The organism is Candidatus Egerieousia sp. (assembly GCF_056211015.1).
The window spans coordinates 14361-38143 of record NZ_JBAELF010000057.1 but is presented as its reverse complement, the minus strand read 5'-3'; the positions used below and the strand labels follow the sequence as shown (position 1 = coordinate 38143).

Sequence of the window (23783 nt, the reverse complement as noted above, 5' to 3'; positions counted from 1 at the left end):
ATGTCCGCAGGCAGACCGGCCAAAATGAAGAGTCTGCTTGCAACGTCCACTGTTGTACGGCACTCTAATCAAGCCACGTGCAAGCAGCTCTGGCACAAACAACGAACGAAATAGCTCGCCAACCGGCCACAAAATCAAGGTTTTTGTGGAAAAAGTGAGCAATTTCACCTGTTTGTCCACAAATCATGGCCATTTGTGGACAAAATGAAGGCAGAAAGCAAAACGAGCACGTCTTGAGGAAAAAAGAGACCAAATTAGGTGTAAAGCGTGCAAATGGCAGCAATATAGATGCAGGAATGTGGTGTCAGGCAGTGGAATATGAAAAATTCCGCCACGGAAAGGCGGAATTTTTCAGATGAACTGCCTGACGCAGCCAAACGGGAGCAGCCAAACGAAAGAAGGAGGCACGAATGCAGCCACCAGACGGGAGGAGGCACGAATGCAGCAATAAAACGAATAACTAAAAGTGAAAAACGGGTTACGAGAAAATCGGGGCATTTTGGAAGTTTGTTGATTTTTTGAAGTATTTTTGTGCTATGATAGTGGCCTGCGTAAAAAAGCAGGACGGAAAGAATCCGTGGAACTATCGCCAGTGGAAAATAAAATAAATCAATAGTGATATGTCTTTGAAATGCGGTATCGTGGGGCTTCCCAATGTTGGAAAATCAACCCTGTTCAATTGTATAAGTTCCGGAAAGGCGCAGGCTGCGAACTTTCCCTTCTGCACCATAGATCCTAATGTTGGCGCAACCAATGTTCCTGATGACAGGCTGCAGGTTCTGGCGGATATTGTACATCCGGGCAGAATCGTGCCGGCAACCGTGGAGATTGTGGACATTGCCGGTCTGGTGAAGGGCGCAAGCAAGGGCGAGGGTCTGGGAAACCAGTTCCTGGCAAACATCAGGGAAACCGACGCCATACTTCACGTGCTCCGCTGCTTTGACGATGGAAACGTTGTGCATGTTGACGGCAGCGTTGACCCGGTAAGGGACAAGGAAATCATTGATACCGAATTGCAGCTCAAGGATCTTGAGACAGTGGAATCGCGTCTGGCAAAAGTGCAGAAACAGGCTGCCGGCGGTGACAAGAACGCAAAGAAACTCGTGGCAATACTGCTCAGATACAAGGAAGTCCTGGAACAGGGAAAGAATGCCAGGAGCATAAGCTTTGACACAGCTGATGACAGGAAGCTCGCTCATGATCTGTTCCTTCTTACGGCAAAACCTGTAATGTATGTATGCAACGTAGATGAGAACAGCGCAAAGGATGGCAACCATTATGTTGAGGCGGTCAAAGAGGCCGTAAAGGATGAGGACGCACAGATTCTGGTGATTGCAGCAAAGATAGAATCCGAAATTGCGGAACTTGAGAGCTGGGAGGAAAAGCAGATGTTCCTTGAGGAGATAGGCCTGGAGAAATCAGGATGCCAGAGACTTATACAGAGTGCATACGCACTTTTGAATCTGCGTACCTTCTTCACCGCAGGACCTATGGAGGTCAAGGCCTGGACATTCAACAAGGGTGACAAGGCGCCTCAGACCGCAGGCGTGATACATTCCGATTTTGAAAAGGGTTTCATACGCGCGGAAGTTATCAAATACGAGGATTACGTTGCTCTTGGAAGCGAGGCTGCCTGCCGTGCCAACGGAAAGCTTTACACCCAGGGCAAGGACTATGTTGTTGAGGACGGTGACATAATGCATTTCCTGTTTAACGTGTAACATACCCGCACTTTCTTCCTCAAGAAAACAAAGCCTGAATAAAACAGCACATCCCCACACAAATTTTAATGATCATGAAATCAAGGACTGTCATATTAGGAAGACTTGCTGGGGAGAGTCTCACGTTCACGCTCGGGCAACTGAAAGCCAACAAATTCAGGACCTTTCTCTCCCTGCTTGGAGTGTCAATAGGCATATTCAGCATAGTTGCCGTGTTCATGGCCATAGATTCGCTCAAGGCCACCGTGTCCGAAGGTCTCAAGCAGCTGGATATGAATACTATCAATATCAGCAAATGGCCTATGGGGGCTGAGGACGGCAGCATGAACGGCGAATACCGCTGGTGGGACTATCTGAAACGTCCTAACATAACTTATAATGATTACAGATTCCTTGAAAGGAACTGTACAAGCGCCAGGGCGGTATGTTGTCTGGCAAACATTGAGGGAACCTTCAAATATGCCGGCAACAGTTATTCAAGCATGGCAGCCGCTGTAAGCTACAACTGGGACCATCTTGCGGACGTAAAGATTGAAAGAGGCCGTTATTTCACGCCGTCGGACTGTGCTTCAGCTTCTCCGGTAATCATTCTAGGACCTCTTATGGCAGAGCATCTTTTCGAAGATCTTGACCCCATCAACAGGAAGGTGAAGTTCAAAGGTCACGAATTCAGTGTAATAGGTGTTCTCAAGGAAACCGGAAACAATATGGTGAATATGGTGAATCTTGACGAGGGGGCAATGATAACCATAGATTACGGCCTCAATTTCATTGACCGTAACAATTCAGAGGTTGATGTTCTTATAAAGCCTGAGGAAGGAACGGACCAGGAAATGCTGGTGGGCCAGCTCAAGACACTGATGCGGGGCCTGCGCCGTCTCGGTCCGAATGAAAAGGACAATTTCTCAGTCAACAAATTCTCATTCATATCAGATGCCATTGACAAGGCCTTTGAGTCCCTTAATCTTGCAGGCTGGCTTCTTGCAGGTTTTTCACTGCTGATAGGAGGTTTCGGAATCATAAATATAATGTATGTCTCCGTGAAGGAGCGCACCAGGATGATAGGCATTCAGAAGGCCCTGGGCGCCCACAAGCAGTTCATTCTGGCCCAATTCCTCTTTGAAGCCGTACTGCTTGCCCTCAACGGCGGCATTCTTGGAATCATTCTTGCCGTTACAATAGCCCTTGCCATTCCAACGGACAGCATTGTAGTAAGCGCCTCCTCTATTTTTTCAGGACTGGCGATAGCGGTGGCAATAGGTGTCATAAGCGGTATGCTGCCTGCAATGAAGGCAGCCAGCCTCAACCCTGTTGATGCCATAAATGATAAATAATGCGCAGAACCGGCAGGAAAGTGGAACTATCGCCGGTGGAAAATTCTAACTGACTGTAAAGAGATTGGTAAGACTGATGAAGTCTTCAACGCTCAGCTGCTCCGGACGGAGGTTCAGCATATCTGTCTGAGGAAACTCCTTCACAAAACGTATGTTTGCCTGTTTTGAGACAGGAGTACCGAGAATCTGCTTCAGTGAGTTGCGCAAGGTCTTGCGTCTGAGGTTGAAAGCGGTCTTTATAATCTGCTTGAAAGCGACCGGATTGCAACCAAGGCTTGTGCGGCTGTTGCGCATAAGGCGTATTACGGCAGATTTCACCTTTGGTGGTGGATTGAATACTTTCTCATCCACGGTAAAGAGGTATTCTATGTCGTACCAAGCCTGCAGAAGTACGGAAAGAATGCCGTATGTCTTGTTTCCCGGCTTGCTGGCAAGTCTCTGGGCAACCTCCTTCTGAAGCATGCAGACAACGAGCGGAACCTGTAGCAGATAATCAAGAATCCTGAAGAAGATCTGCGATGAAATATTATACGGGAAATTGCCTATGATGGCAAATGGCTCTGAGAAAATGTCCTCGAGCGGAACTTCCAGGAAGTCCCGTTTCTGAAGGGTATAGAGGAATTCGGTGTAATGCGCACGTAAATATTCAATTGATTCGTCATCAATCTCGGCGAGTTCGAGCTTCACATCCGGGGCCTGCACAAGGTACTGGGTAAGAACTCCCGTTCCCGGACCAATTTCCAGAACATTATATTTCCGCTTTGCGCTGGAAGGACTTTCAGCACAGGCACAGGAATCGGCATATAAGACAGGAACCTTGTCCAAAGTACACAGCAAGGCATCAACAATGTCCCGTGCTATTGATAAATCCGTGAGAAAATGCTGACCTAAGGCTTTCTTTGGCTTTACGTACATATTATTGCATACAAAGTTGCAGACGCAAATTCCTTGGAATGATCCATACGGTTTGCGTCTGCAAGATATTATCTGATATTATTTCACAGGAGCTGTACTCTTGATGAAGAGTTCGTCCATCTGAGCATCATCAATGCGTGAAGGAGCGTCAAGCATCACGTCACGGCCCTGATTGTTCTTAGGGAATGCAATGTAGTCCCTGATTGTCTCCTGACCTCCGAACAGGGCGCAGAAACGGTCAAAGCCGAATGCCAGACCACCGTGAGGAGGAGCACCGAACTTGAAGGCATTGATAATGAAGCCGAATCTGTATTCAGCATCCTCCTTGCTCATACCAAGAACTTCGAACATTCTCTCCTGAACCTGCGAATCGTGGATTCTTATTGAACCACCGCCAACCTCTGTTCCATTGAGAACAAAGTCGTATGCATTTGCGTTAACCTGCTCAAGATCCTCCTTCCTGTTGCTGTAGAACTTGTCAAGGTCCTCAGGTTTAGGAGCGGTGAAAGGATGGTGCATAGCATAGAAACGATTGGTTTCATCATCCCACTCAAGAAGAGGGAAGTCATATACCCAGAGAGGGGCATATACTGAATTGTCCCTGTAACCCAGATGCGCACCCATTTCAAGACGCAGAGCGCCAAGAGCAGTCTGCATCTTCTTCTTTGCACCGCAGAGAATGAGAACGAGGTCTCCTTCCTTTGCCTGTGCAGCCTGAGCAATCTCAAGAACTTTTTCAGGAGAGAAGAATTTATCAACAGAAGATTTGACACCGTCCGCACCCCATTTTATGTAAACCAGGCCTGCAGCACCTATCTGTGGTCTCTTCACCCATTCTGTAAGAGCGTCAAGCTGCTTGCGGCTGTAGTTTGCGCAATCTGGAACAGCTATTGCACCAACATACTGTGCATTGTCGAATACTGAGAATCCCGCGCCCTGAACCAGAGATGTTATTGTATGCATCTTCATTCCGAAACGGATATCAGGCTTGTCGGATCCGTAATATTCCATAGCATCGGCGTATGACATTCTTGGGAAAGGCTCGTTGAACTCCTTGCCAAGAATTGCCTTGAACATGTGCTTGATCATTCCCTCGAACATCTGGAGAATGTCCTCCCTTTCAACGAATGACATTTCGCAGTCAATCTGTGTGAACTCTGGCTGACGGTCTGCCCTGAGGTCCTCGTCCCTGAAGCAACGTACAATCTGGAAATATCTGTCATAACCGGCAACCATAAGCAGCTGCTTGAAAGTCTGCGGGCTCTGAGGCAAAGCATAGAATTCACCAGGATTCATTCGGCTAGGAACAACAAAGTCGCGTGCGCCTTCAGGAGTACTCTTTATCAGGAAAGGAGTCTCAATCTCAAGGAAGCCCTTGGAACTGAGATATTTTCTTGTTTCAATACCCATCTTGTGACGGAGCTCCAATGCCTTGCGCAGAGGATTCCTGCGCAGATCCAGATACCTGTACTGAGCCCTTATGTCCTCACCGCCATCTGAATTGTCCTCAATGGTGAAAGGTGGAGTCACACTCTTATTGAGTATTTTCACCTGCGATAGTATTATCTCAACATCGCCTGTTGCCAGCTTGGGGTTCTTGCTCTGGCGCTCTGCCACAACACCCATGGCCTGAATCACATACTCCCTTCCGAGTGATGCTACAATATCATTAAGTTCCTTAGAATCGTTGTCTGAAGCAACGAGCTGAGTAATGCCGTAGCGGTCCCTGAGATCTACGAATGTAAGCGATCCCATTTTTCTTACCCTCTGTACCCAGCCGGCCAGAGTAACCTGGGCTCCCTTATTCTCCAGTCTAAGTTCCCCGCAAGTATGAGTTCTGTACATATATGTTTGTTTTTAACGTTTTATATCAAAAATACCCTTAATAGGCACCAAGGGCAAATATACTAATTTAGATTTGTGCCACAACGGTCTCAGCCAGATTTCTGAAGGTGTCATGCACCAATGAACTGTTGAAAGAAGAAATGGAACTGCTTGTGTTCTCATCCAATGCAGAAGGTGCGCCAACATCGCCGCATTCACATATGCTCTGAACAAGCGGAATCTGTCCCAGCAGAGGAACATTGTATTTCCCGGCCATCTTCTGCGCTCCGCCACGTCCGAAGATATAGTATCTGTTGTTTGGAAGCTCGGCAGGTGTGAACCAGCTCATGTTCTCAACTATTCCAAGGATCTTCTTGTTCACATCCTTGTTGCGGAAGAGATTGATTCCTTTTTCAACGTCCGCCAGAGCCACATCCTGAGGAGTTGTAACAACTATGGCTCCGGACACCGGAATGTCCTGAACCAAAGTTATATGTATGTCACCTGTTCCAGGAGGCATATCCAGAAGGAGAAAATCAAGCTCGTCCCACTTGGTCTGAAGGATTATCTGCTTGAGCGCATTGCAGGCCATGGGACCTCTCCATATCAGAGCCTGCGAAGGGTCAACGAAATAGCCAACGCTCATCCATTTGATTCCGTATTTCTCATTAGGAATAATCAGTTCCGTTCCTTCCTGTGCCTGAGGCATAAACCCTTCGGTGGCGGTCATCTTTGGAATTGAAGGACCATATATGTCCGCATCAACAACGCCAACCTTGTATCCCGCATTTGCCAGAGCAACTGCCAGATTCACCGTAACGGTTGATTTTCCAACGCCGCCTTTGCCTGATGCCACTGCAATGATGTTGTTCACCCTTGCAAGCTGCTCGTTACCCAAGTCATTGATATTCTTCTTGGTAACCTTCTTTGCCCTTATGATTTCGGTGATTGCTATATCCACATTGCCGAATGCCAGACCAAGATGCTCCCTGATCTCATTCTTTATTGAACCTGCCATTGCATCGGCTCTTGGGAACACAAGATTGAATCTTATGCCTGTTCCATCTGAATCGATTCTGAGGTTCTCCACCATTCCAAGTTCAACAATGTTCCTGTCGAACTCAGGATGCACAACCTCGCTCAAAACCCTTTCAACTTCCTTTATCTCCATGTCAACTTATTTCATTAATGAGCACTGCCACTTCCAGGCGCTTGCAAGCACTTCTTCAATCGGCGTATCGGCACTCCATCCAAGAAGTTCATTCGCCAATGAAGGATCAGCCCATATCTGCTCTATGTCACCTTCACGGCGTGCTCCTATCTTATAATTCAGTTTTACGCCTGTAGCTTTCTGGAAAGCATCAACAAGTTCCAGCACACTCAGTCCCTTGCCTGTTCCAAGATTGAAATATTCCATTCTGTACCTGCCTTCAGCTTTTGCCAGCAGACGGTCAATGGCCTTCACATGAGCCTTTGCAAGGTCAACCACATATATGTAATCCCTGATACAGCTGCCGTCAGGAGTGTTGTAATCATTGCCGAACACTGTAAGGCATTCACGTATTCCAGCCGCTGTCTGGGTGACGTATGGTACCAGATTGTTAGGAACACCATTTGGAAGCTCTCCTATCTTTGCACTAGGATGAGCGCCTATTGGATTGAAATACCTCAATGCTATCACGCTCATATCCTTGTATGCCTTCACGCTGTCCCACAGTATTTCCTCGGCCATCTGCTTTGTCCTGCCGTACGGCGATTCAGCAGGCTGCAAGGGAGCGCATTCCTTGATTGGAAGATTCTCCATTGAAGGCTGACCGTAAACGGTTGCGGAAGAAGAGAACACAATGTTCGCCCCTTTCGGAGCAGGAACACCGCTCAGGCCTATCTCCTCCCCTCTTCCATTGCACAATGCAATGAGGTTCACCAATGAACGTATATTGTTGTTGAAATATTTCAAAGGCTGCTGAGTGCTCTCACCTACGGCCTTGAACGCTGCAAAATGAATTGCCGCTTCAATATCCGGATATTTCTCGAACACCTTTGCAAATTCCGCCGGATTGGAACAGTCTACCTCCATGAAATCGATTGCCGTACCTGTAATTGCCCTGATGCCATCAAGCACCTTGGCTGTGGAATTTGAGAAATTGTCAACTCCTATGACCTTGTATCCCGCATTTATCAGTTCAACAGCTGTATGGGATCCTATATATCCGGTTGCTCCTGTCAGCAGTACTCTTTTTGCCATATTGTCCTTCAATTGATTATTATTTCCTTATTTGACAGATACTGAATCCCAATCGTATGGGAACCTTTCAATATCCTCCTCAACCAGCCGGTCACCTGTCTGAACCTCAATGAATGTCAGATCAGTGATTGCCTTTACTGAATGATACTGCTCCTTGCGTATGTTTATGACATCACCGCGGGTGACTTTGGTAACATTGCCGTCGAGCACGAGCAGTCCTTCCCCGTTTATGAAGGTCCAGACCTCGCTTCTGTGATGATGTATCTGGTAGCTTATATTCTTGCCTGCCGAGAGTGTGATGGTCTTGGTCAGGGCCTTGAAACCGTCCGGGTACTGCACGCTGTCAATCACCTTGTATGTCCCCCAGCGTCTTTCCTCGTACATAGGGCGGTCCGAGAGATTCTCAACCTTGCTCTTTATGCCCTCGCTCTTCTCCTTTGAGCATACAAGTATTCCGTTTGGCGATGCCGCAACAATGGTATCCTTCATTCCATCAACGAATACAGGAATGCTCAGCTCATTTATCACGTGGGTATTGTCATTGCTCTCCCCAAGATGCGAATTGCCTATGGTATGCGAAGGAATTTCCTCGGTCAGAGTGTTCCAGGTTCCAAGATCCTTCCAGAAACCTGTGAAAGGCACCATTGCCACATTGCTTTCCTTCTCCGCAACCTGATAGTCAAAGCTGATTTTAGGAAGACTCGTGTAATGTGAATGAACGAAGTTGAAATCCACACCATCGAGGTGTATGAATTTCTCTATTATGTCAAGCATATAGCCCAGCTTGAAGGCAAAGACTCCGCCGTTCCAGAGTGCCTTCTCTGCCAGAAGCTTCACAGCCACCTCAACAGAAGGCTTCTCTGTGAACCTGCCCACTTTTATTATATCCTTTTCCACAGCGATGGCTCCGGAAGCATCCGGCACCACGTATCCGAACTTTTCACTGGGATAGGAAGGGGTTATACCCATAAGCACCAGTGAAGCCGCACCTTCTTCAATGGCCTTGGCCATTCTTGAAATGGTATTGAAATATCCTGCCTCGGTGTAAGGGTCGCAAGGCATCACTATCACCGTTTCGTTCCTGCCGCAATTCTGCTCAAGATAGAGATTGGAGCAGCTAAGGGCAATTGCCGGGAAGGTATCCCTCCTGCACGGTTCCGTAACCACCTTCACACCCTCACCAAGCTGGTTTATTATTATGTCCTTCTGCGATACGTTAGTTGCTATTGTTATGCTTGTTCCTGCCAGTGGTGATTCGTTTATCTGCCTGAGCACACGCTGAACCATTGATTCCCTGCCGCCATCAGGTGAGGGAAGCAATGGAAGGAACTGTTTTGAACGCGTCTCGTTTGAAAGCGGCCAGAGTCTTTTTCCGCTGCCGCCGGAAAGAAGTATGATTTTCATTTACTGTCTGTTAATTGGTATATCCCGGTTTCCCCAGAAGTTTGAACATGCTTGTCTTGTAGGCCTCAACGCCCGGCTGGTTGAACGGATTCACGCCAAGCATATAAGCGCTGATGCCGCAAGCCGCCTCAAAGAAATAGAAAAGTTCTCCGAGCGTTTCCTCGTTCATGACACCGGTTTCAATATCTATGTTGGGAACTCCGCCTGAAACGTGAGCTATCTTCACGCCTCTCTGAGCTGTTTCATTGACCTGCTCAAGGCTCTTGCCGGCAAGATAGTTCAGTCCGTCTGAATTGTCCTCCCATTCCTCAAGCATGATTCTGTTCCTTTTGTCCGATATTACAAGATTGGTCTCGAAGAGAATTCTCAAACCTTCCTGAATGTACTGGCCCAGTGAATGCAAGTCCATGGTAAATACCACCGAAGCAGGGAAAATGCCCTTTCCTTCCTTGCCTTCGCTCTCACCATAGAGCTGTTTCCACCACTCGGTGAGATTCCTCAGCTTTGGTCTGTAGCTTGTAAGAAGTTCTATCTGCCTTCCATCCCTGTAAAGAGTGTTCCTGACCGCCGCATACTGTACTGCAGGATTGCTTTCATCCTCCTTGAGACAGTACTGCGCCGCCTTGCGGGCTCCCGCCAACATTGCCTCAATGTCAAAACCGGCTATCGCCAGTGGAAGAAGACCTACTGGAGTGAGTACGGAGTACCTGCCCCCAACGTTATCGGGTATAACAAAAGTCCTGTAACCGTTCTTGTCAGCTATGGTCTTGAGGGCTCCCTTTGCCCTGTCGGTTACAGCCACTATAAGATTCTTTGCCTTCTGAACTCCAACCGCATGCTCAAGAGCTTTCTTGAGAATCCTGAAAGCCACCGCCGGCTCGGTTGTGGTACCGCTCTTTGAAATCACAACTATTCCGAATTTCCTGTTTTCCAACAGACACAGCATGTCACACATATATTCCTCCGAAAGGTTGTTGCCTGCAAAGAGAAGCTGTGGACGACAGCCTTTCCTGTATGAAGAGAAGTTGTCCGAAAGAATATCGTATGCGGCCTTTGCTCCAAGATATGAACCGCCTATACCTATAACAACAACATAATCCAGGGATTTGAAATCGTCTGCCACCGCCTTGTAGGAATCAATCACGTCTGAAGTGATTTCATCCGGAAGATTCACCCAGCCGATGAAATCGGACCCGGCACCCGTCCCATTTTTCAAAATGTCAAGACATCCCAGTCCTTCACGAACGCAAGCTGAATATGCCTCAGGGCAGAAAAATGATTCAGCGTTCTTCAGATTTACATTTATCATAATTACTGATTATCCTGTTTGTCAAATTTTTCGAATCTGCTGTTCTTGCTTATATATTCAGGAACTATCTCCTTCATGAGTTTTACAAGTTCATCAATCTCCACATTCATGCTCAATTTTTCAAGCCTTGCAAGCGCCTCCTTTGCAACACTGTATTCATAATCGCGGACCTTTGCAATGAGAATTCTTTCATTAGGCGTTTGAAGAGTGTTCTCATTGTTGGAAAGCTTCTCTTCATAAAGCTTCTCACCGGGCCTGAGTCCCGTGTACTTTATCTTGATATCCTTGTCAGGCACCAGTCCGGCCAGTTCTATCATTCTCCTTGCAAGCGTGTCAATCTTCACGCTCTTGCCCATGTCAAATACAAATATCTGGTTTCCGCTGGTCATTGTTGCGGCCTCCATTACAAGACGGCACGCTTCAGGTATTGTCATGAAGAAACGGGTGATTTCAGGATGCGTGACTGTGATAGGCCCTCCTTTTTCAAGCTGCTCGCTGAAACGTGGTATTACAGAACCGTTGGAACCGAGCACATTGCCGAACCTTGTTGTAACAAACTTTGTATTACCGCTCTGACCTGAAAGACCGAAACTCTGGATGTAGATTTCAGCAAGCCTCTTTGAACAGCCCATGATATTTGTAGGATTCACAGCCTTGTCCGTTGAAACCATAACCATTTTCTCAACACCATATTCAACAGCCTTGTCCGCCACATTCCTGGAACCTATCACATTCACAAGAACAGCCTCGCAAGGATTATCCTCCATCAGAGGAACATGCTTGTAAGCGGCTGCATGGAACAGTATCTGAGGATGGTATGTCCTGAATGCAAAATCAAGTCTTTCCAGATACCTTACATCACCTATTACAGGAACGAAATCAAGATCAGGGTACTTCTCCTCAAGCTCCAGCCTGATATTATGCATAGGAGTTTCAGCGTTGTCGAACAGAATGAGCCTTTTCACACCAAATCCGGCAAGCTGCCTTACCAGCTCGCTGCCAATGCTGCCGGCCGCTCCCGTAACCATTATTGTCTTGCCGGTAAATTCTCTCCTGACCTCTTCCAGATTGATATTTATCTCCTTTCTCAAAAGCAGGTCTTCAACTCTTATCTCCCTGATCTGTTTCGAATCTATATCATGAGCGTTGTCTATTCTGTCTATTGAAGGAGCAATAAGAGTCTTTATGCGCTGCTGTATTGAATAGGATAGTATTTCATCCTGTTCCGCCCTGGCATCCTCCTCGGTTGAAAACAGGATTCCTCCCACTCCAAGATGTGATACAAGCTTGTTGAAATCTCCCTGTTCGTGTACATAATATACCGGAAGATTACCCTGAACATACAGACTCCTTTCCCTTTTTGTTCTGCTTATGAATCCTATTATTTTGAAGTTCTGGCTGTTCTGAAGCCTTGCTATGAGCGCTATGCTCTTGTCTGAAACATTGTAAACAAGAATCTTGTTTATATTCTTGTTATCGTTCATCTTCTTTTTGAACACTTCATAAACCACAATCATTAAAAGTCTTACGGCAATGAAGAAAAAGACTGTCAGAAAGAAATCCAGGATAAGGAAAATCTTCGGGATTATGTCTAAATGAGATTGATATATGTACAGGGCAACAGTTATTGCAAGAACTTTCAGGAAGGCAACGGCAACGAACAGATATGTGTCCTTGAAATTGGTATGCCTTATTATGACCTTGTAACTGCCTGTAAGAAAAAACAGAAGAATTGAGGATAGTACAGCTGTTGTAATCCATAACATTATGAAATAACGGCTGTAATATGCAGGATTGCTGCACAGATTGGCCAGACCTATTGAAAAGACTGTGGCCGTTGCGGACAAGACAAAATCAAGTATGAAAATGACTCTGGAACTCAGATATTCCGATATATAACTGTCAAACTTGCTGTATATTGCTTTTTTTATTGAGCTCATGGCTATCCCTTTCAATTTGCACTGTCTTAAATATGAATATACAAATTTAATAAATATTGCCTATGAAAAAACATATGGGGCTGACTAAAAAGTCAGCCCCTGAATTCATTTATTCAGACTCTATATTAATAGAACTTGTATCTTGTATCAACAATCCTGGCCTGCTCTGAAAGAATGAAAGGAATCATTCTTGCCATATAGGAGAATTCCTGTGCCTTTCTGAGCTTGAGGTCATTTTCTGTTATGAAAGAACCTTTCTCCGTATCATTAACAACAAAATACATTACACCAATCTCGCCTTCTACAGGACCGGCAACGGCACCTTTCTGAGCCTTTGCAAGAGCACCGAGAAGTTTTGCATCAATCTGCTGCGGCTGTGTTGAACTGAATGCAACGCCTGTTCTGCTTACAACGCTTGTACCCAGAGCCTGGGCAAGTTCATCAAGGTTCTGTGCTCCATTAACCTTTGGCTTGCTGTCTTCAGCCATCTTTGCAATCTGCTTTTCAGCTGCAAGTGTCTGCTTGATCTGCGGAGCTACCTTTGCAAGAGGAACCTGACCTTCTTCCTGGGAACCTGTGACTGCAAGAACAAAATAATACTTGTTGTCAAGAGTAAGGATAGGTGAAACGGTGCCAGGCTTGTTGTCGTTAACCCAACGGACGATTTCACGCGCTCTTTCATAATTTGCAAATGTTCTTGAAGCAGGAAGAACGTTCACTGCAGGATATACTGTAAGGTTGTTCTCCTTTACATATTTGTTGAATGCTTCATATTCACCATTGCTGGCTGTTGCAAGGTCATTAGCCTTTGAATAGTATTCAGCGTATGTCTGCTTGCCTGCCACAGCCTCTTTCTTAAGAACTGCAGCCTGATATTTCTTATGCGCTTCAGTTGCCTTGGTAACCTTTACAAGGTGAGTACCATACTGGGTGGTCATCTGTGCCACCTTACCAACAGGAAGGTTAATCACTTCCTCAAAACCAGGAAGCATCAGCTGCTGTGTCATCCAACCAAGATCGCCGGCTTCCCCAACATTAGGGTTCCTGTCTGCAGACCAGGCTGCGGCAACTGCCACAAAGTCATCGTTGCTCTTCTGTGCCACTGCCATGAGGGAATCAGCCTTCTGTACGGCATCACCCTGAAGAAGAACGTGCTTTACAAATACCGAATCAGGCATGTTCCTGATGTCCATAACCTTCACGGCATAGAAATCACTTCCTTCCTGGAATGGCTCCATATATGCTCCAACCTGAGGATTTGACTCAAAGAAATCAGCTATGCTTGCGCTCAGTGATGTGAACTGCTGAGCGGTGAAATATGCAGGATTGAAAGGAATATCGGAATTCCTTGCAAGGAAATTCTTCATGTTGTCTGCAGCCTCGAACTCAGGATAAACCTTTGTCATCTCGGAATTTGCATACTCTATATCGCTTGCTGAAGGAAGCACTTCCCATACAACATATTCAACATCCTTGCTTGCAGGCTGTTTCATCATACTCTTCCTTGCGTTGTAGTAATCCTTGATCTCACTGTCAGATACAACTATTGAAGAATCCACGGCTGTCATAGGAATCACTGTGAAATCAACATTGTATGTGGTGTTGCTTTCCTCAAGCATCCTTTCAAGCTCGAGAGGGGTGATTATCTGGCTCTGCTGAAGCAATGAATAATATTTTGAGAGCAGACCTGTCTCCACGATTGTCTTCTCAATATGCGAGCAGTATATTCCAAGTTTTCCACTCTGGTCAGATGAAGCAGCCTGCATCATCTGGCTGAGTTTTGTCTTGTCATAGTTTCCGTTCTCATCAACAAAGAAAGGATTCTGGGCAAGAACAGGTGAAATGTGAGAACCCTGGGTGAGTTCTGTAATCTCTGCGGAACCTAACTTCAAACCCGCCTTCTCAACTGCCGGCATGATAACGAGGGTGTTGATTTCATCCTCCCAGGCCATATTGTTTACTATTTCGCTCTGGTTTTCAGCGTCTGCATTGCCGTTGGTCATCTGATAAATCTCGTTGAAGAAATCGGTTTTCTTCTGGAACTCCCTGTAAGAAACTGATTTACCATTCATCTGGCCCACATCGTATTTTGATGAGAACATCTGCAATGTAGATTCCAATGTGCTTGGATCAATGATAAAGGACAACAGTGCCACTGCTATGAGCACTGTAATAAATACACCTAACTTTACGCGTATTTTTTCAAGAACTGCCATTTTTATATGTTTTTAATTATTTATTATCTTCTGGTTTGATTGAATATGAAAATAACTTTCAGAAAGTTATTTTCATGGTTGCAAAATTAGTCTGCGAAGTTAATAAAAAATAACAATTTTCCACCATTAATTTATTTTCAATGGATTATGCTTCTTCACAAGCTGTTTCGGACCCACAATATTCACCGTATCAGGCACCTGTTCCCCTCCGTTAACACGCCCGTATGCGTCAAATGGCTTGAGCAGCCGCGCATTTCTGGCCATTTCATCGCTGCGCAGACCATATCCCTGCATGAAACCGGCGGGCGAATGCAGCTTTACATAGCAATCGGTATAGATGGTGTGTTCCTGCTGATTCCAGTATAAAGTATCTGTCTCAAGCAATTGCTCGTTTATGAAATTGTGTATGACAACATTGCCGAAAGCCTCCCATTTCTCTTCATCAAAGTGCCTGGTGTGCTTTGCGTTGTCTGAATATATCTCACTCTCCAGCATTCCCTCCTCATTGTAACCATACAGATGGACTCCCTGTGGAAATAATTGGTATTCCACCTTGGTGCTGTCGTTCTGATAACTCTCCATCCTTGGAGTTGAGACCCTCACCTCCATGTTGCCGTTTTTTGACTGGACGAAATACATATCTTCAATCACCTGACGCGGCACGGAATTCACATCGCTGTTCTCTCCGCTCTTCTCCCTTCTCACACACGATGGCAATAGGGCGGCAAGCAATGCTCCCAATATGAAATATGATAAAAATGACTTCAAAAGCTCTGTTGTTTATAATCGGTTATAACCACAAAGGGTTGGCCGGACAAGTATCCAGCCAGCCCCGGGTGTTTAAGTAATAACCGTTGTTATTTGTTTGTTCTTACTGTTGTGCTTGCACTCATACCACCGCAGCTGATTGAATAAGGGCTGCCGTTCTGAAGGTCATACATGAATGCATCCTCAACCTTAGGGAAGTAAACGCGGCACTGTGACATGAGTTTGTCAGCCTCATCGGCTATGGTCTCATCAGCTGCCTTTGCTTTCAGGAAGTAATCTGTGGCTACCCAGAACTTGGCTCTTGTATCCATTTCGTCGCCGGTGCATTTCACCTGCATCCAGATTGTACCCATCAGCATGTAGCACTTGCCAGCATAGCTCTGATCCGATTCAGCCGCCTGTCTTGCGCATGCAATGGCCTTTCCATTGTTCTTTGCCTTGAAGTAAAGCATTGCCATTTCATAAAGAAGGGCGCCCTTCTCGGCTTCAATGACATCAGGACTTTCAACCGCCATCTCAAGGTATGTGAGAGCTTTCTCATCATTGTCCTTGCTTCTGTACAATTTGTAAAGAAGCTTTGCAGATGCGTATGAAGGCTCAAGCTGGTGCATTGTGGTAACTGTTTTCAAGAAAAGATCGGTGTCAATGCACTCGGCGCTTGAAAGCATCTTTGCTACTGATTTCGCAAGGTCAAGATCGTTAGGATTTTCATTAACCCTAGGTCCGAAAACCTTTACAAGGTTGTCGCAGTTGGCTACACCGCTTACAATGAACATGTTCTCGAAAGATTTCTGGGTTGAAATATTGAGCTCGCTTCCGTTGGATGCAACAAGCTCCTCAATGTATGGACTGAACTTCGTGTAGGTTGAAATAACCTGATCATCGGTGAACTTGCCCGCCTTGTGCAGCTCAACGGCCTTGTCAAGCGCTGCAAGATAGAAATCAGGATTCATCTTCACGCCTGCTATCTTGTGGAACTGGTCAATCTTGTCTATGATTACAGGATCGTTAGGGAAATAGGTCATATAATCCCTCAACTGAGCTTCCTTGGCCTTGAGAGCACTCTTTGGGAAGTTGTTTGCACGAACGTCATAAATAAGAATAAGAGTATCTATAAGTCTTGCCCTTCTTGCAGGATCCTGTTCAATCTGGATAAGAGATTTCATGATCTTTGCACCATTGATGAAAAGGTTCTGGCTCACTTTTGGAGGACAGTATTTGAAAGCATTCTGGAAATGGTAGTTTGCCTCGGACATATTGCCCTGATCCATGAAGTTTTTGTAGAAATTGAGCGCATTCACGCACTCCGCACTATCCTTGCCATAGCGTCCCTGTGCAAATGAGAGTGTGCTTGCAACCATCATCAGTGCTGCTACCAATAAAAATCTGTTCAATTTTTTCATGATTTTGTAAGATGTAGTTATTATTTATATTGTTTTATTTTTATTCTACTGATACAACTGTTTTATGAACCATAGATCATGCAAGCTTATGTTCAGCGTGAAATTCACGTAGTTCTCCTTGACCAGTCCCTTGCCCGTTGTTCCTCTCTGCCCAAAGTCAACAGCCAGATTGAATGCGTTGTACAACCTGTTCACAGGGAAGGAGAAACCAAGTGTCACGCCTTTGGAATCTATGCTCTGCCCGTTCATTTTCAAATATGAACGGTCATAGTAAACTCCGCATCTGTATGTAATCCTCTTGAAATAGTATCTGATATCGTATCTGTTAGGAACGAACTCGAAACCTGCGCGTACCGATGTGGCATTCTGAAGAGAAACGTCCAGACCTTTTGTTGACAATGAGGAATTGCCGCTCCATTTGCTGTACTTGACATCCAGACCTGCCATCCATTTGTCGAATTTTCTGTAGGAAACTCCGAGCCCCAGTTCGAAAGGCACATCCACAACCAGTCTCTCCTTATGGTAATAGGCAGTGTCAAGATCTCCAAGATGTGTGGCTGAAATGAAATAGCTTTCATCATCACCTCGCATTTTTGAAGACAACCTCCAGGTTGCACCAACTGTAAGCATTGCGTCCTTTTTCTCTCCCATCAGTCTGCTATACTGAACTCCAAGTTTCAGGCTGTAGCCATATGGCTCGTACGTCCAGTAACTTGTTGTGCTGTTCATTGACTCCTTAGTGTTGAAAGTTATATCACTGTGTCTGTCAAGAGAACCAAAATACACACCGGCCTGTGCACCGAATGACAAGTACTTGCCCCAGTCAAAAGCTCCAGCTATGAATCCCTGGTACAAGGAACCGCTTCCATACTGGTTGTACTGCACATCACCGTACTTGGCCAGTATTTTTGAATCATTCTCATAATTTTCAACATCATAGCCCATGTCGGAGAATGGAACAATACCGAACGCAAGCGCGGACTTGTGGTAAAGAGGTGTTGAGAATATTATGCTCTGAATTGTTCCTGTGTTATAAGCGGACTTTGTGGTTGTATTCTTTGAAACAATGTTCTTCTGCGCCAAGCCAACATCGAACATGAATGACAGTGTATCCCTTGCCGTGAGTGAAGCAGGATTCATTATGTTTATGAATCTGTTGTCCCTTATTCCAACACCTATCCCGCCCATGGCCTTGCTTGTGGCATGGGTGGCATCTGAAAGTTCTCCCAAACCGAACATTGAATAAGGTGTGCAGGTGTTAACTCCGTCAACATTCTGCCCGTGAAGAGAAAATGTGGCAAAAAGAAACGCCATCAGAGACACTATTTTCAAACTAATTTTTTTCTGCATAATAATCAGCAATTTGAGCCAGTCCCATAAGTACCAGATTCGGGCAGGCAAATATGGCGTTTTTCATCTTCTTTGCAAAATAAAAAGCGTCTCCGCCGGTAAAAATGAATGTCTTGTCCGGGTACCTGCTTATATATCCCTCGACCTCAAACATAATGCCAAAAACAATTCCGGCACTCATTGAACCGTAAATTTCCACGCCTTTATCCGGTAATTCATCAACAGGAGCAGACAAATACGGCAATCTTCTTGTATAATCCTTAAGGGCTTTGAAACGGCTTCTCATTCCCAAGGATATGTTTCCACCGGTAAACGATCCTTCCTTGTTTATGAAATCTATTGTTATGGCTGTACCAAAATCAAATTTTATACAATCCTGACCCTTGAACAGGCAGGCAACAGCCAGCGCACCGGCTATTCTGTCCGCCCCCATTCCAGCAGGATTGAACTTGTAGTCAAGATTGTGCGGAAGTTCTGTTTCAACATCCAGAAGTATGAACTTGCGACACATTCCTTCAAGCTGCGCATTCAATTCCTCATCATTCAGTCTGACATTGGAGAATACTATAACATCTATTTCATCACCCATGGCTATTCTCTGCTTAGCCTTTGAAACAATGAAATTCTGAATATTCTGTCCCGGTTTGCTTCTGTGGCATTCCCCAATCACCCCGTCTTCCTCAAAAGCCACTTTGCAGCTTGTATTTCCAAGGTCTATCAAATAATTCATTCCTTTGGTAAATCTTACATTACATTCCTAAATTTACAAAGATACTGCTTTTTTCATTTGACTTACAACATCAAACGCTTTTTCTACGTTATTTACCTTGCTAATCTTCAAATAAAACTTGTCTTTTTCAAGTTTTGCCTGAAATCTGCTTGGATTATTGTTGATATGATTCATAAGTGAACCAAGCAGCTTGCTCTGGTAGAACGGACTGTTCCGGTTCTTTGTAAAATATATGAGCATTATTCCGCTCTTTATCACAATCTTTTCAAAACCCAGGCTTATGGCCAGTTTCCTGAGTTTCACTATGAAGGTCAATTGATACAACTGTGAAGGAACTGGTCCGAACCTGTCCTCCATCTCCTTTATGAATGAATCAACCTGCCCTTTCTCTGTCATTGCATCAAGTTCCTTGTACAACCTTATCTTCTCAGGCACACTGTTCACATAACTGTCGGGTATGAGAAGTTCAAGATCGGTGTCTATTGTGCAGTCTGATACATATTCAACTTCAGTCTCTTCCTTGCTTTCCTCAATTCCGGCTTCCTGCCGCATTTCAACAAGCGCCTCGTTAAGTATCTTCTGATACGTCTCGAATCCCATGTCCGCAATGAATCCGCTCTGCTCTCCTCCAAGAAGATTTCCGGCTCCCCTTATATCAAGGTCCTGCATTGCAATATTAAATCCGCTGCCAAGATCGGAGAACGACTCAATAGCCCTTATCCTCCTTCTGGCATCATCACTGATTGCGGCCATTGAAGGAACAATGAGATAACAGTACGCCTTGATATTGGAACGCCCCACCCTGCCCCTGAGCTGATGCAGATCGCTCAGTCCGAAATTCTGGGCACCGTTTATAATCATTGTATTGGCGTTAGGAACATCTATTCCGTTCTCTATGATGGTTGTTGCAAGAAGAATATCATAATCCCCGGCTATGAAGTCCAGCATTTTCTGCTCAAGTAGCTTAGGCTCCATCTGACCATGACCCACACATATCCTCGCCTGAGGGCAGAGCCTGCTTATTATGCCTGCAACGGACATTATATCCTCAACCTTGTTATGAATGAAATATACCTGTCCTCCTCTTTCTATTTCACTTACGATGGCTTCACGGATTATATCCTCGTCAAAATTTATCACCTCGGTATGAACCGGCTGGCGGTTTGGTGGAGGAGTGTTTATTATAGAAAGGTCACGCGCTCCAAGCAAGGAGAACTGAAGTGTCCTTGGAATAGGCGTTGCTGTAAGAGTAAGCGTATCCACATTGAGTTTCAATGATTTGAGCCTCTCTTTGGCCGCAACTCCGAATTTCTGCTCCTCATCTATTATTAAAAGTCCAAGATCCTTGAACACCACTTCCTTGTTGAGCAGTCTGTGGGTGCCTATTATTATGTCGGTTTTGCCGCTCTTGATATTTTCAAGGGTCTGCTTTATTTCCTTTGCCGTTCTCAAACGGCTGAGATATTCGATTGAGCAAGGAAAATCCTTGAGTCTTGAAGAAAAGGTCTGGAAATGCTGCAGGGCAAGTATTGTTGTAGGAACAAGCACGGCAACCTGCTTGCTGTCGGCCACCGCCTTGAACGCAGCCCTTATTGCAAGTTCCGTTTTTCCGAAACCTACATCTCCGCACACAAGTCTGTCCATAGGATACTCCTTCTCCATATCGCTCTTTATGGCGGAATTCGCTTTTACCTGGTCAGGTGTATCCTCGTACATGAATCCTGCTTCAAGAGCAGTCTGGAGGAAACTGTCAGGCGAGAATGAAAAGCCTTTTGCAGCCTTTCTCTGTGCATAAAGTTTTATAAGGTCCTTGGCTATGTCCTTGACCTTGCTCTTGGCGTTGTTCTTGAGTTTTTCCCAGGCTCCGCTGCCAAGCTTGAAGATCTTTGGCGGAGTACCGTCCTTTGACTTGTATCTGCTGATACGATGTATTCCGTGTATTGAAACAAGCACTACATCGTTATCCTTGTAAACTATCTTTATGGCTTCCTGTATCTGACCGTTGACATTGGTTTTCACAAGGCCGCCGAACACTCCCACTCCGTGATCTATATGAACTATGTAATCACCTATCGTAAGTGAATTAAGTTCATTGATGGTCATTCTCTGGCTGGGTGCTACTTCCCTTAAAAGTCTTATTCTATGATATTTCTGGAATATCTGGTGGTCTGTGTATATGCACAGGCGGGTGTCCTTGTCAATGAAGCCTCCTGAAATGGAGAAATCAAGTTCCTCGAATCTGCTGGAATATGATGGGACTGTGTAATCCTCGCTGTGTATATTTGAAAAAATGTTCCTTAACCTCTCGAACTGCTTTGTGTTGCCTGAACTTATGAATACCTTGAAATCCTGTTCCATCAGGGAGTTTATATCCTGGTCAAGAAGCTGGAAATTCTTGTTGAAGGCCGGCTGGGGAAGGGTGTTGAATTCAATTATGCGGTCAAATGAAGGTGCCGAAGCTGAATCGCAGGAATTGAAGAATATACTATCGCAAGTGGAAAAATAAGAATGAAAGGAAGAGGAGATGCAGCTTTCCGGCTGGTCTGTCCACAAAACAGCATCAGGGGGAAGCATTTCAAAAATTGAAATGAAAGAGCTCTGTGACTGCGCGGAATCCTCTGTTATGTCTGGAAGTATATCCACGCTGGAAACTTCCTTCACAGAACGCTGGGTGTCATAATTGAAGACATGTATGCTTTCAACGCTGTTGCCAAAGAAATCAACTCTGTATGGAAAATCGTTTCCGTAGGAGAATATGTCAACAAGGCCGCCCCTCAAGGCAAATTCACCAGGCTGGGTTACAAAATCAACTTTTGTGAAACCGCTGTTGAGAAATACCTCCTTAATAAAATCGTGGGTGAGCGAATCTCCCACACTTATTTTCAAAAGACTTTTCCTGACTTCCTTGCAGTCCTTTATCTTTTCCTCAAGAGCAGCAGGCCAGCTTACTATTACAGTATTAGCCTTGCGGCCTTCCTCCATCAGAGCTGCAACCGCCGCTCCGCGCTGTACCTTTGAACTGGCTCCCCTTATGTTTTCAATCTTTGAGAACTGACTTCTTACAGCCGGAAAATAGAATATCTCATCCTTGTTTGAAAGCGAGTAAAGGTCATTGCATATTCTTGACGCTTCATCCTTGTCGGGCATGATTACAAGATGGGTCCTGCCACCGTCCTGTTCAAGCAAAGAAGCCAATGCAAATGATTTTGCACTGGCATGAAGTCCTTTAAGATGTATGGAGTGTTTTTTTTCACCCCCCTTGCACAGATTATCCCGCAACAGGGATATTGCGGGATTCTGCGAGAATATTTCAATAAGATTATTTTTCAAGCAACTTTGTATAATTTTCAATTATCATTTTTCCAATCCTGTCATAGAAGGCATTGAAAGCTTCCTTGTCATACTCCTTGTCCCTGTTCTTTTCAACAAGAACGCTGCCTTCTCTGAAAATTATTGAATTGAGTTCGGAAAGCTGCTGCATGTAACCTGTTCCGTACGGATTGTAAACCTTGTTGAAATTGAAATAATCCTTGCCGTTACCCCTGCTTATGCAGAAAATATCCTTCTTGAAAAGAAGTGAATAGTCACACATAACGGAATTCTTTTCTGAAATTTCATAATTTCTGAATTTGAGCAGATTGTCATATTCCTTGACATCCTTGTTCTCCCTTGCAACCATATAAACAGGCTGGTTTTCACCTGCCTTTACAAATACAGGAACCGGAGTTGCAGTTGCAGGATAACCGAGCATTGTCCACATTACTGTATTGAGCGGATTCTCACCAGCTTTCACACCTTTAACTATTATCATTGCCGATGTGCTTCTTCTTGGAATGAAATCCTGATCCACAAAGAAACCTGTTCCTCTCTGAAGCAGACCTTCACCAGCCTTTGAATTCTCCTTTACAAGGTCAAGGCCGAGAATTTCGTTATTGTATGAGCAGTCAAGCTTTGTGAAAATGAATTCAGGAGTTATCTTCTCGGCACGTGCAATAGCAGTCTTGATGATATTGTCAGAATTGGTGTATCTTTCATAACCGCTTCCTTCGTTCAATCTGCCGGTATATGAATGATTGGTATATGTAAGATAACCCATAGGGGCAACCTTTGGATTATTCACATCAATCTTCACCCATTTGTGATTGTTCACCTCATAATAAGCTGCACCACCTTCAGCGTCAATGACACCAAAATTGGATTCAACACCTATTGGTCTTGGAAGTTTGTCAAGCATCTTCTCAAAATCCTTCAAGGTTCTGCATGTTGAAAGAGCTTTCCACATTACTTCACCCTCATGATCCATCTTGCTGTCATCTACATCATCATCCTTGAGATTGTAGGATGCGGTATTCATTATTGAAAAACCAACCTCATTGGTACCGCTCCATGCCTCCTTGAAATCATAAGCCTCAGGAGAATTCACCAGAGCAAGGAAACTATATTTCTCACCCTTGTAATACTGTATTCTGTTGTTCAGTTCACCTGTATCCCTGTGTTTCCAGAGAAGAGGTCTTCCGTCGGGAGTTACCTTACCTGTAAAGATTGCCGATGTACAGGCAAAAATATCTGATGAAACCATTAGAACGGCTGCAACCAGCACCACTTTAAAAAAACTGCTTTTCAT

At 45.0% G+C, this 23783-nt stretch carries 16 protein-coding genes; 2 read left to right on the top strand and 14 right to left on the bottom strand.

Annotation, left to right across the window (positions count from 1 at the left end):
• The first annotated feature begins 620 nt into the window (after positions 1-620).
• Positions 621-1721: a redox-regulated ATPase YchF gene (gene ychF / locus AC06L3_RS04300; RefSeq protein WP_475669388.1), complete on the top strand. Its 1101-nt coding sequence runs from the start codon at positions 621-623 to the stop codon at positions 1719-1721.
• Between the two features lie 74 nt (positions 1722-1795).
• Positions 1796-3055, top strand: coding sequence for an ABC transporter permease (locus tag AC06L3_RS04295; RefSeq protein WP_475669387.1), 1260 nt, complete (start codon positions 1796-1798; stop codon positions 3053-3055).
• 45 nt (positions 3056-3100) lie between these two features.
• Here the strand turns inward: AC06L3_RS04295 and rsmA are convergent, their stop codons facing one another.
• The 14 genes from rsmA to AC06L3_RS04225 form a co-directional block, all read right to left on the bottom strand.
• Positions 3101-3970, bottom strand: a complete 870-nt coding sequence (gene rsmA, locus AC06L3_RS04290; protein WP_475669386.1) for a 16S rRNA (adenine(1518)-N(6)/adenine(1519)-N(6))-dimethyltransferase RsmA — start codon at positions 3968-3970, stop codon at positions 3101-3103.
• A gap of 78 nt (positions 3971-4048) precedes the next feature.
• Entirely contained in the window at positions 4049-5815 is a 1767-nt protein-coding gene (gene aspS / locus AC06L3_RS04285; protein ID WP_475669385.1) for an aspartate--tRNA ligase, read from the bottom strand.
• A 67-nt stretch (positions 5816-5882) separates the two neighbouring features.
• On the bottom strand, positions 5883-6965 hold the full coding sequence (locus AC06L3_RS04280; protein ID WP_475669384.1) for an Mrp/NBP35 family ATP-binding protein: 1083 nt from the start codon (positions 6963-6965) through the stop codon (positions 5883-5885).
• A gap of 6 nt (positions 6966-6971) precedes the next feature.
• Positions 6972-8039 carry a UDP-glucose 4-epimerase GalE gene (galE, locus tag AC06L3_RS04275; RefSeq protein WP_475669383.1) on the bottom strand — a complete coding sequence of 356 codons (1068 nt, stop codon included), beginning with the start codon at positions 8037-8039 and terminating at the stop codon, positions 6972-6974.
• Between the two features lie 27 nt (positions 8040-8066).
• Positions 8067-9443 carry a sugar phosphate nucleotidyltransferase gene (locus tag AC06L3_RS04270; protein ID WP_475669382.1) on the bottom strand — a complete coding sequence of 459 codons (1377 nt, stop codon included), beginning with the start codon at positions 9441-9443 and terminating at the stop codon, positions 8067-8069.
• A gap of 10 nt (positions 9444-9453) precedes the next feature.
• Entirely contained in the window at positions 9454-10752 is a 1299-nt protein-coding gene (locus tag AC06L3_RS04265) for a glucose-6-phosphate isomerase (RefSeq protein WP_475669381.1), read from the bottom strand.
• A gap of 2 nt (positions 10753-10754) precedes the next feature.
• Positions 10755-12692: a UDP-N-acetylglucosamine 4,6-dehydratase family protein gene (locus AC06L3_RS04260; RefSeq protein ID WP_475669380.1), complete on the bottom strand. Its 1938-nt coding sequence runs from the start codon at positions 12690-12692 to the stop codon at positions 10755-10757.
• A gap of 125 nt (positions 12693-12817) precedes the next feature.
• Positions 12818-14908: a peptidylprolyl isomerase gene (locus AC06L3_RS04255; RefSeq protein WP_475669379.1), complete on the bottom strand. Its 2091-nt coding sequence runs from the start codon at positions 14906-14908 to the stop codon at positions 12818-12820.
• Positions 14909-15034: 126 nt separating this feature from the next.
• Positions 15035-15676, bottom strand: coding sequence for an LPS export ABC transporter periplasmic protein LptC (gene lptC, locus AC06L3_RS04250; RefSeq protein ID WP_475669378.1), 642 nt, complete (start codon positions 15674-15676; stop codon positions 15035-15037).
• Positions 15677-15765: 89 nt separating this feature from the next.
• A complete protein-coding gene (locus AC06L3_RS04245) occupies positions 15766-17079 on the bottom strand; it encodes a tetratricopeptide repeat protein (protein WP_475669377.1) in 1314 nt (437 codons plus the stop codon).
• A 45-nt stretch (positions 17080-17124) separates the two neighbouring features.
• On the bottom strand, positions 17125-18393 hold the full coding sequence (gene bamG, locus AC06L3_RS04240; RefSeq protein ID WP_475669376.1) for a BamG family beta-barrel-assembly machinery protein: 1269 nt from the start codon (positions 18391-18393) through the stop codon (positions 17125-17127).
• Positions 18394-18412: 19 nt separating this feature from the next.
• Complete coding sequence (locus AC06L3_RS04235) at positions 18413-19159, bottom strand: type III pantothenate kinase (RefSeq protein WP_475669375.1); 747 nt, start codon at positions 19157-19159, stop codon at positions 18413-18415.
• A gap of 33 nt (positions 19160-19192) precedes the next feature.
• Positions 19193-22354: a transcription-repair coupling factor gene (gene mfd / locus AC06L3_RS04230; protein WP_475669374.1), complete on the bottom strand. Its 3162-nt coding sequence runs from the start codon at positions 22352-22354 to the stop codon at positions 19193-19195.
• 124 nt (positions 22355-22478) lie between these two features.
• Positions 22479-23783: a carcinine hydrolase/isopenicillin-N N-acyltransferase family protein gene (locus tag AC06L3_RS04225; RefSeq protein ID WP_475669373.1), complete on the bottom strand. Its 1305-nt coding sequence runs from the start codon at positions 23781-23783 to the stop codon at positions 22479-22481.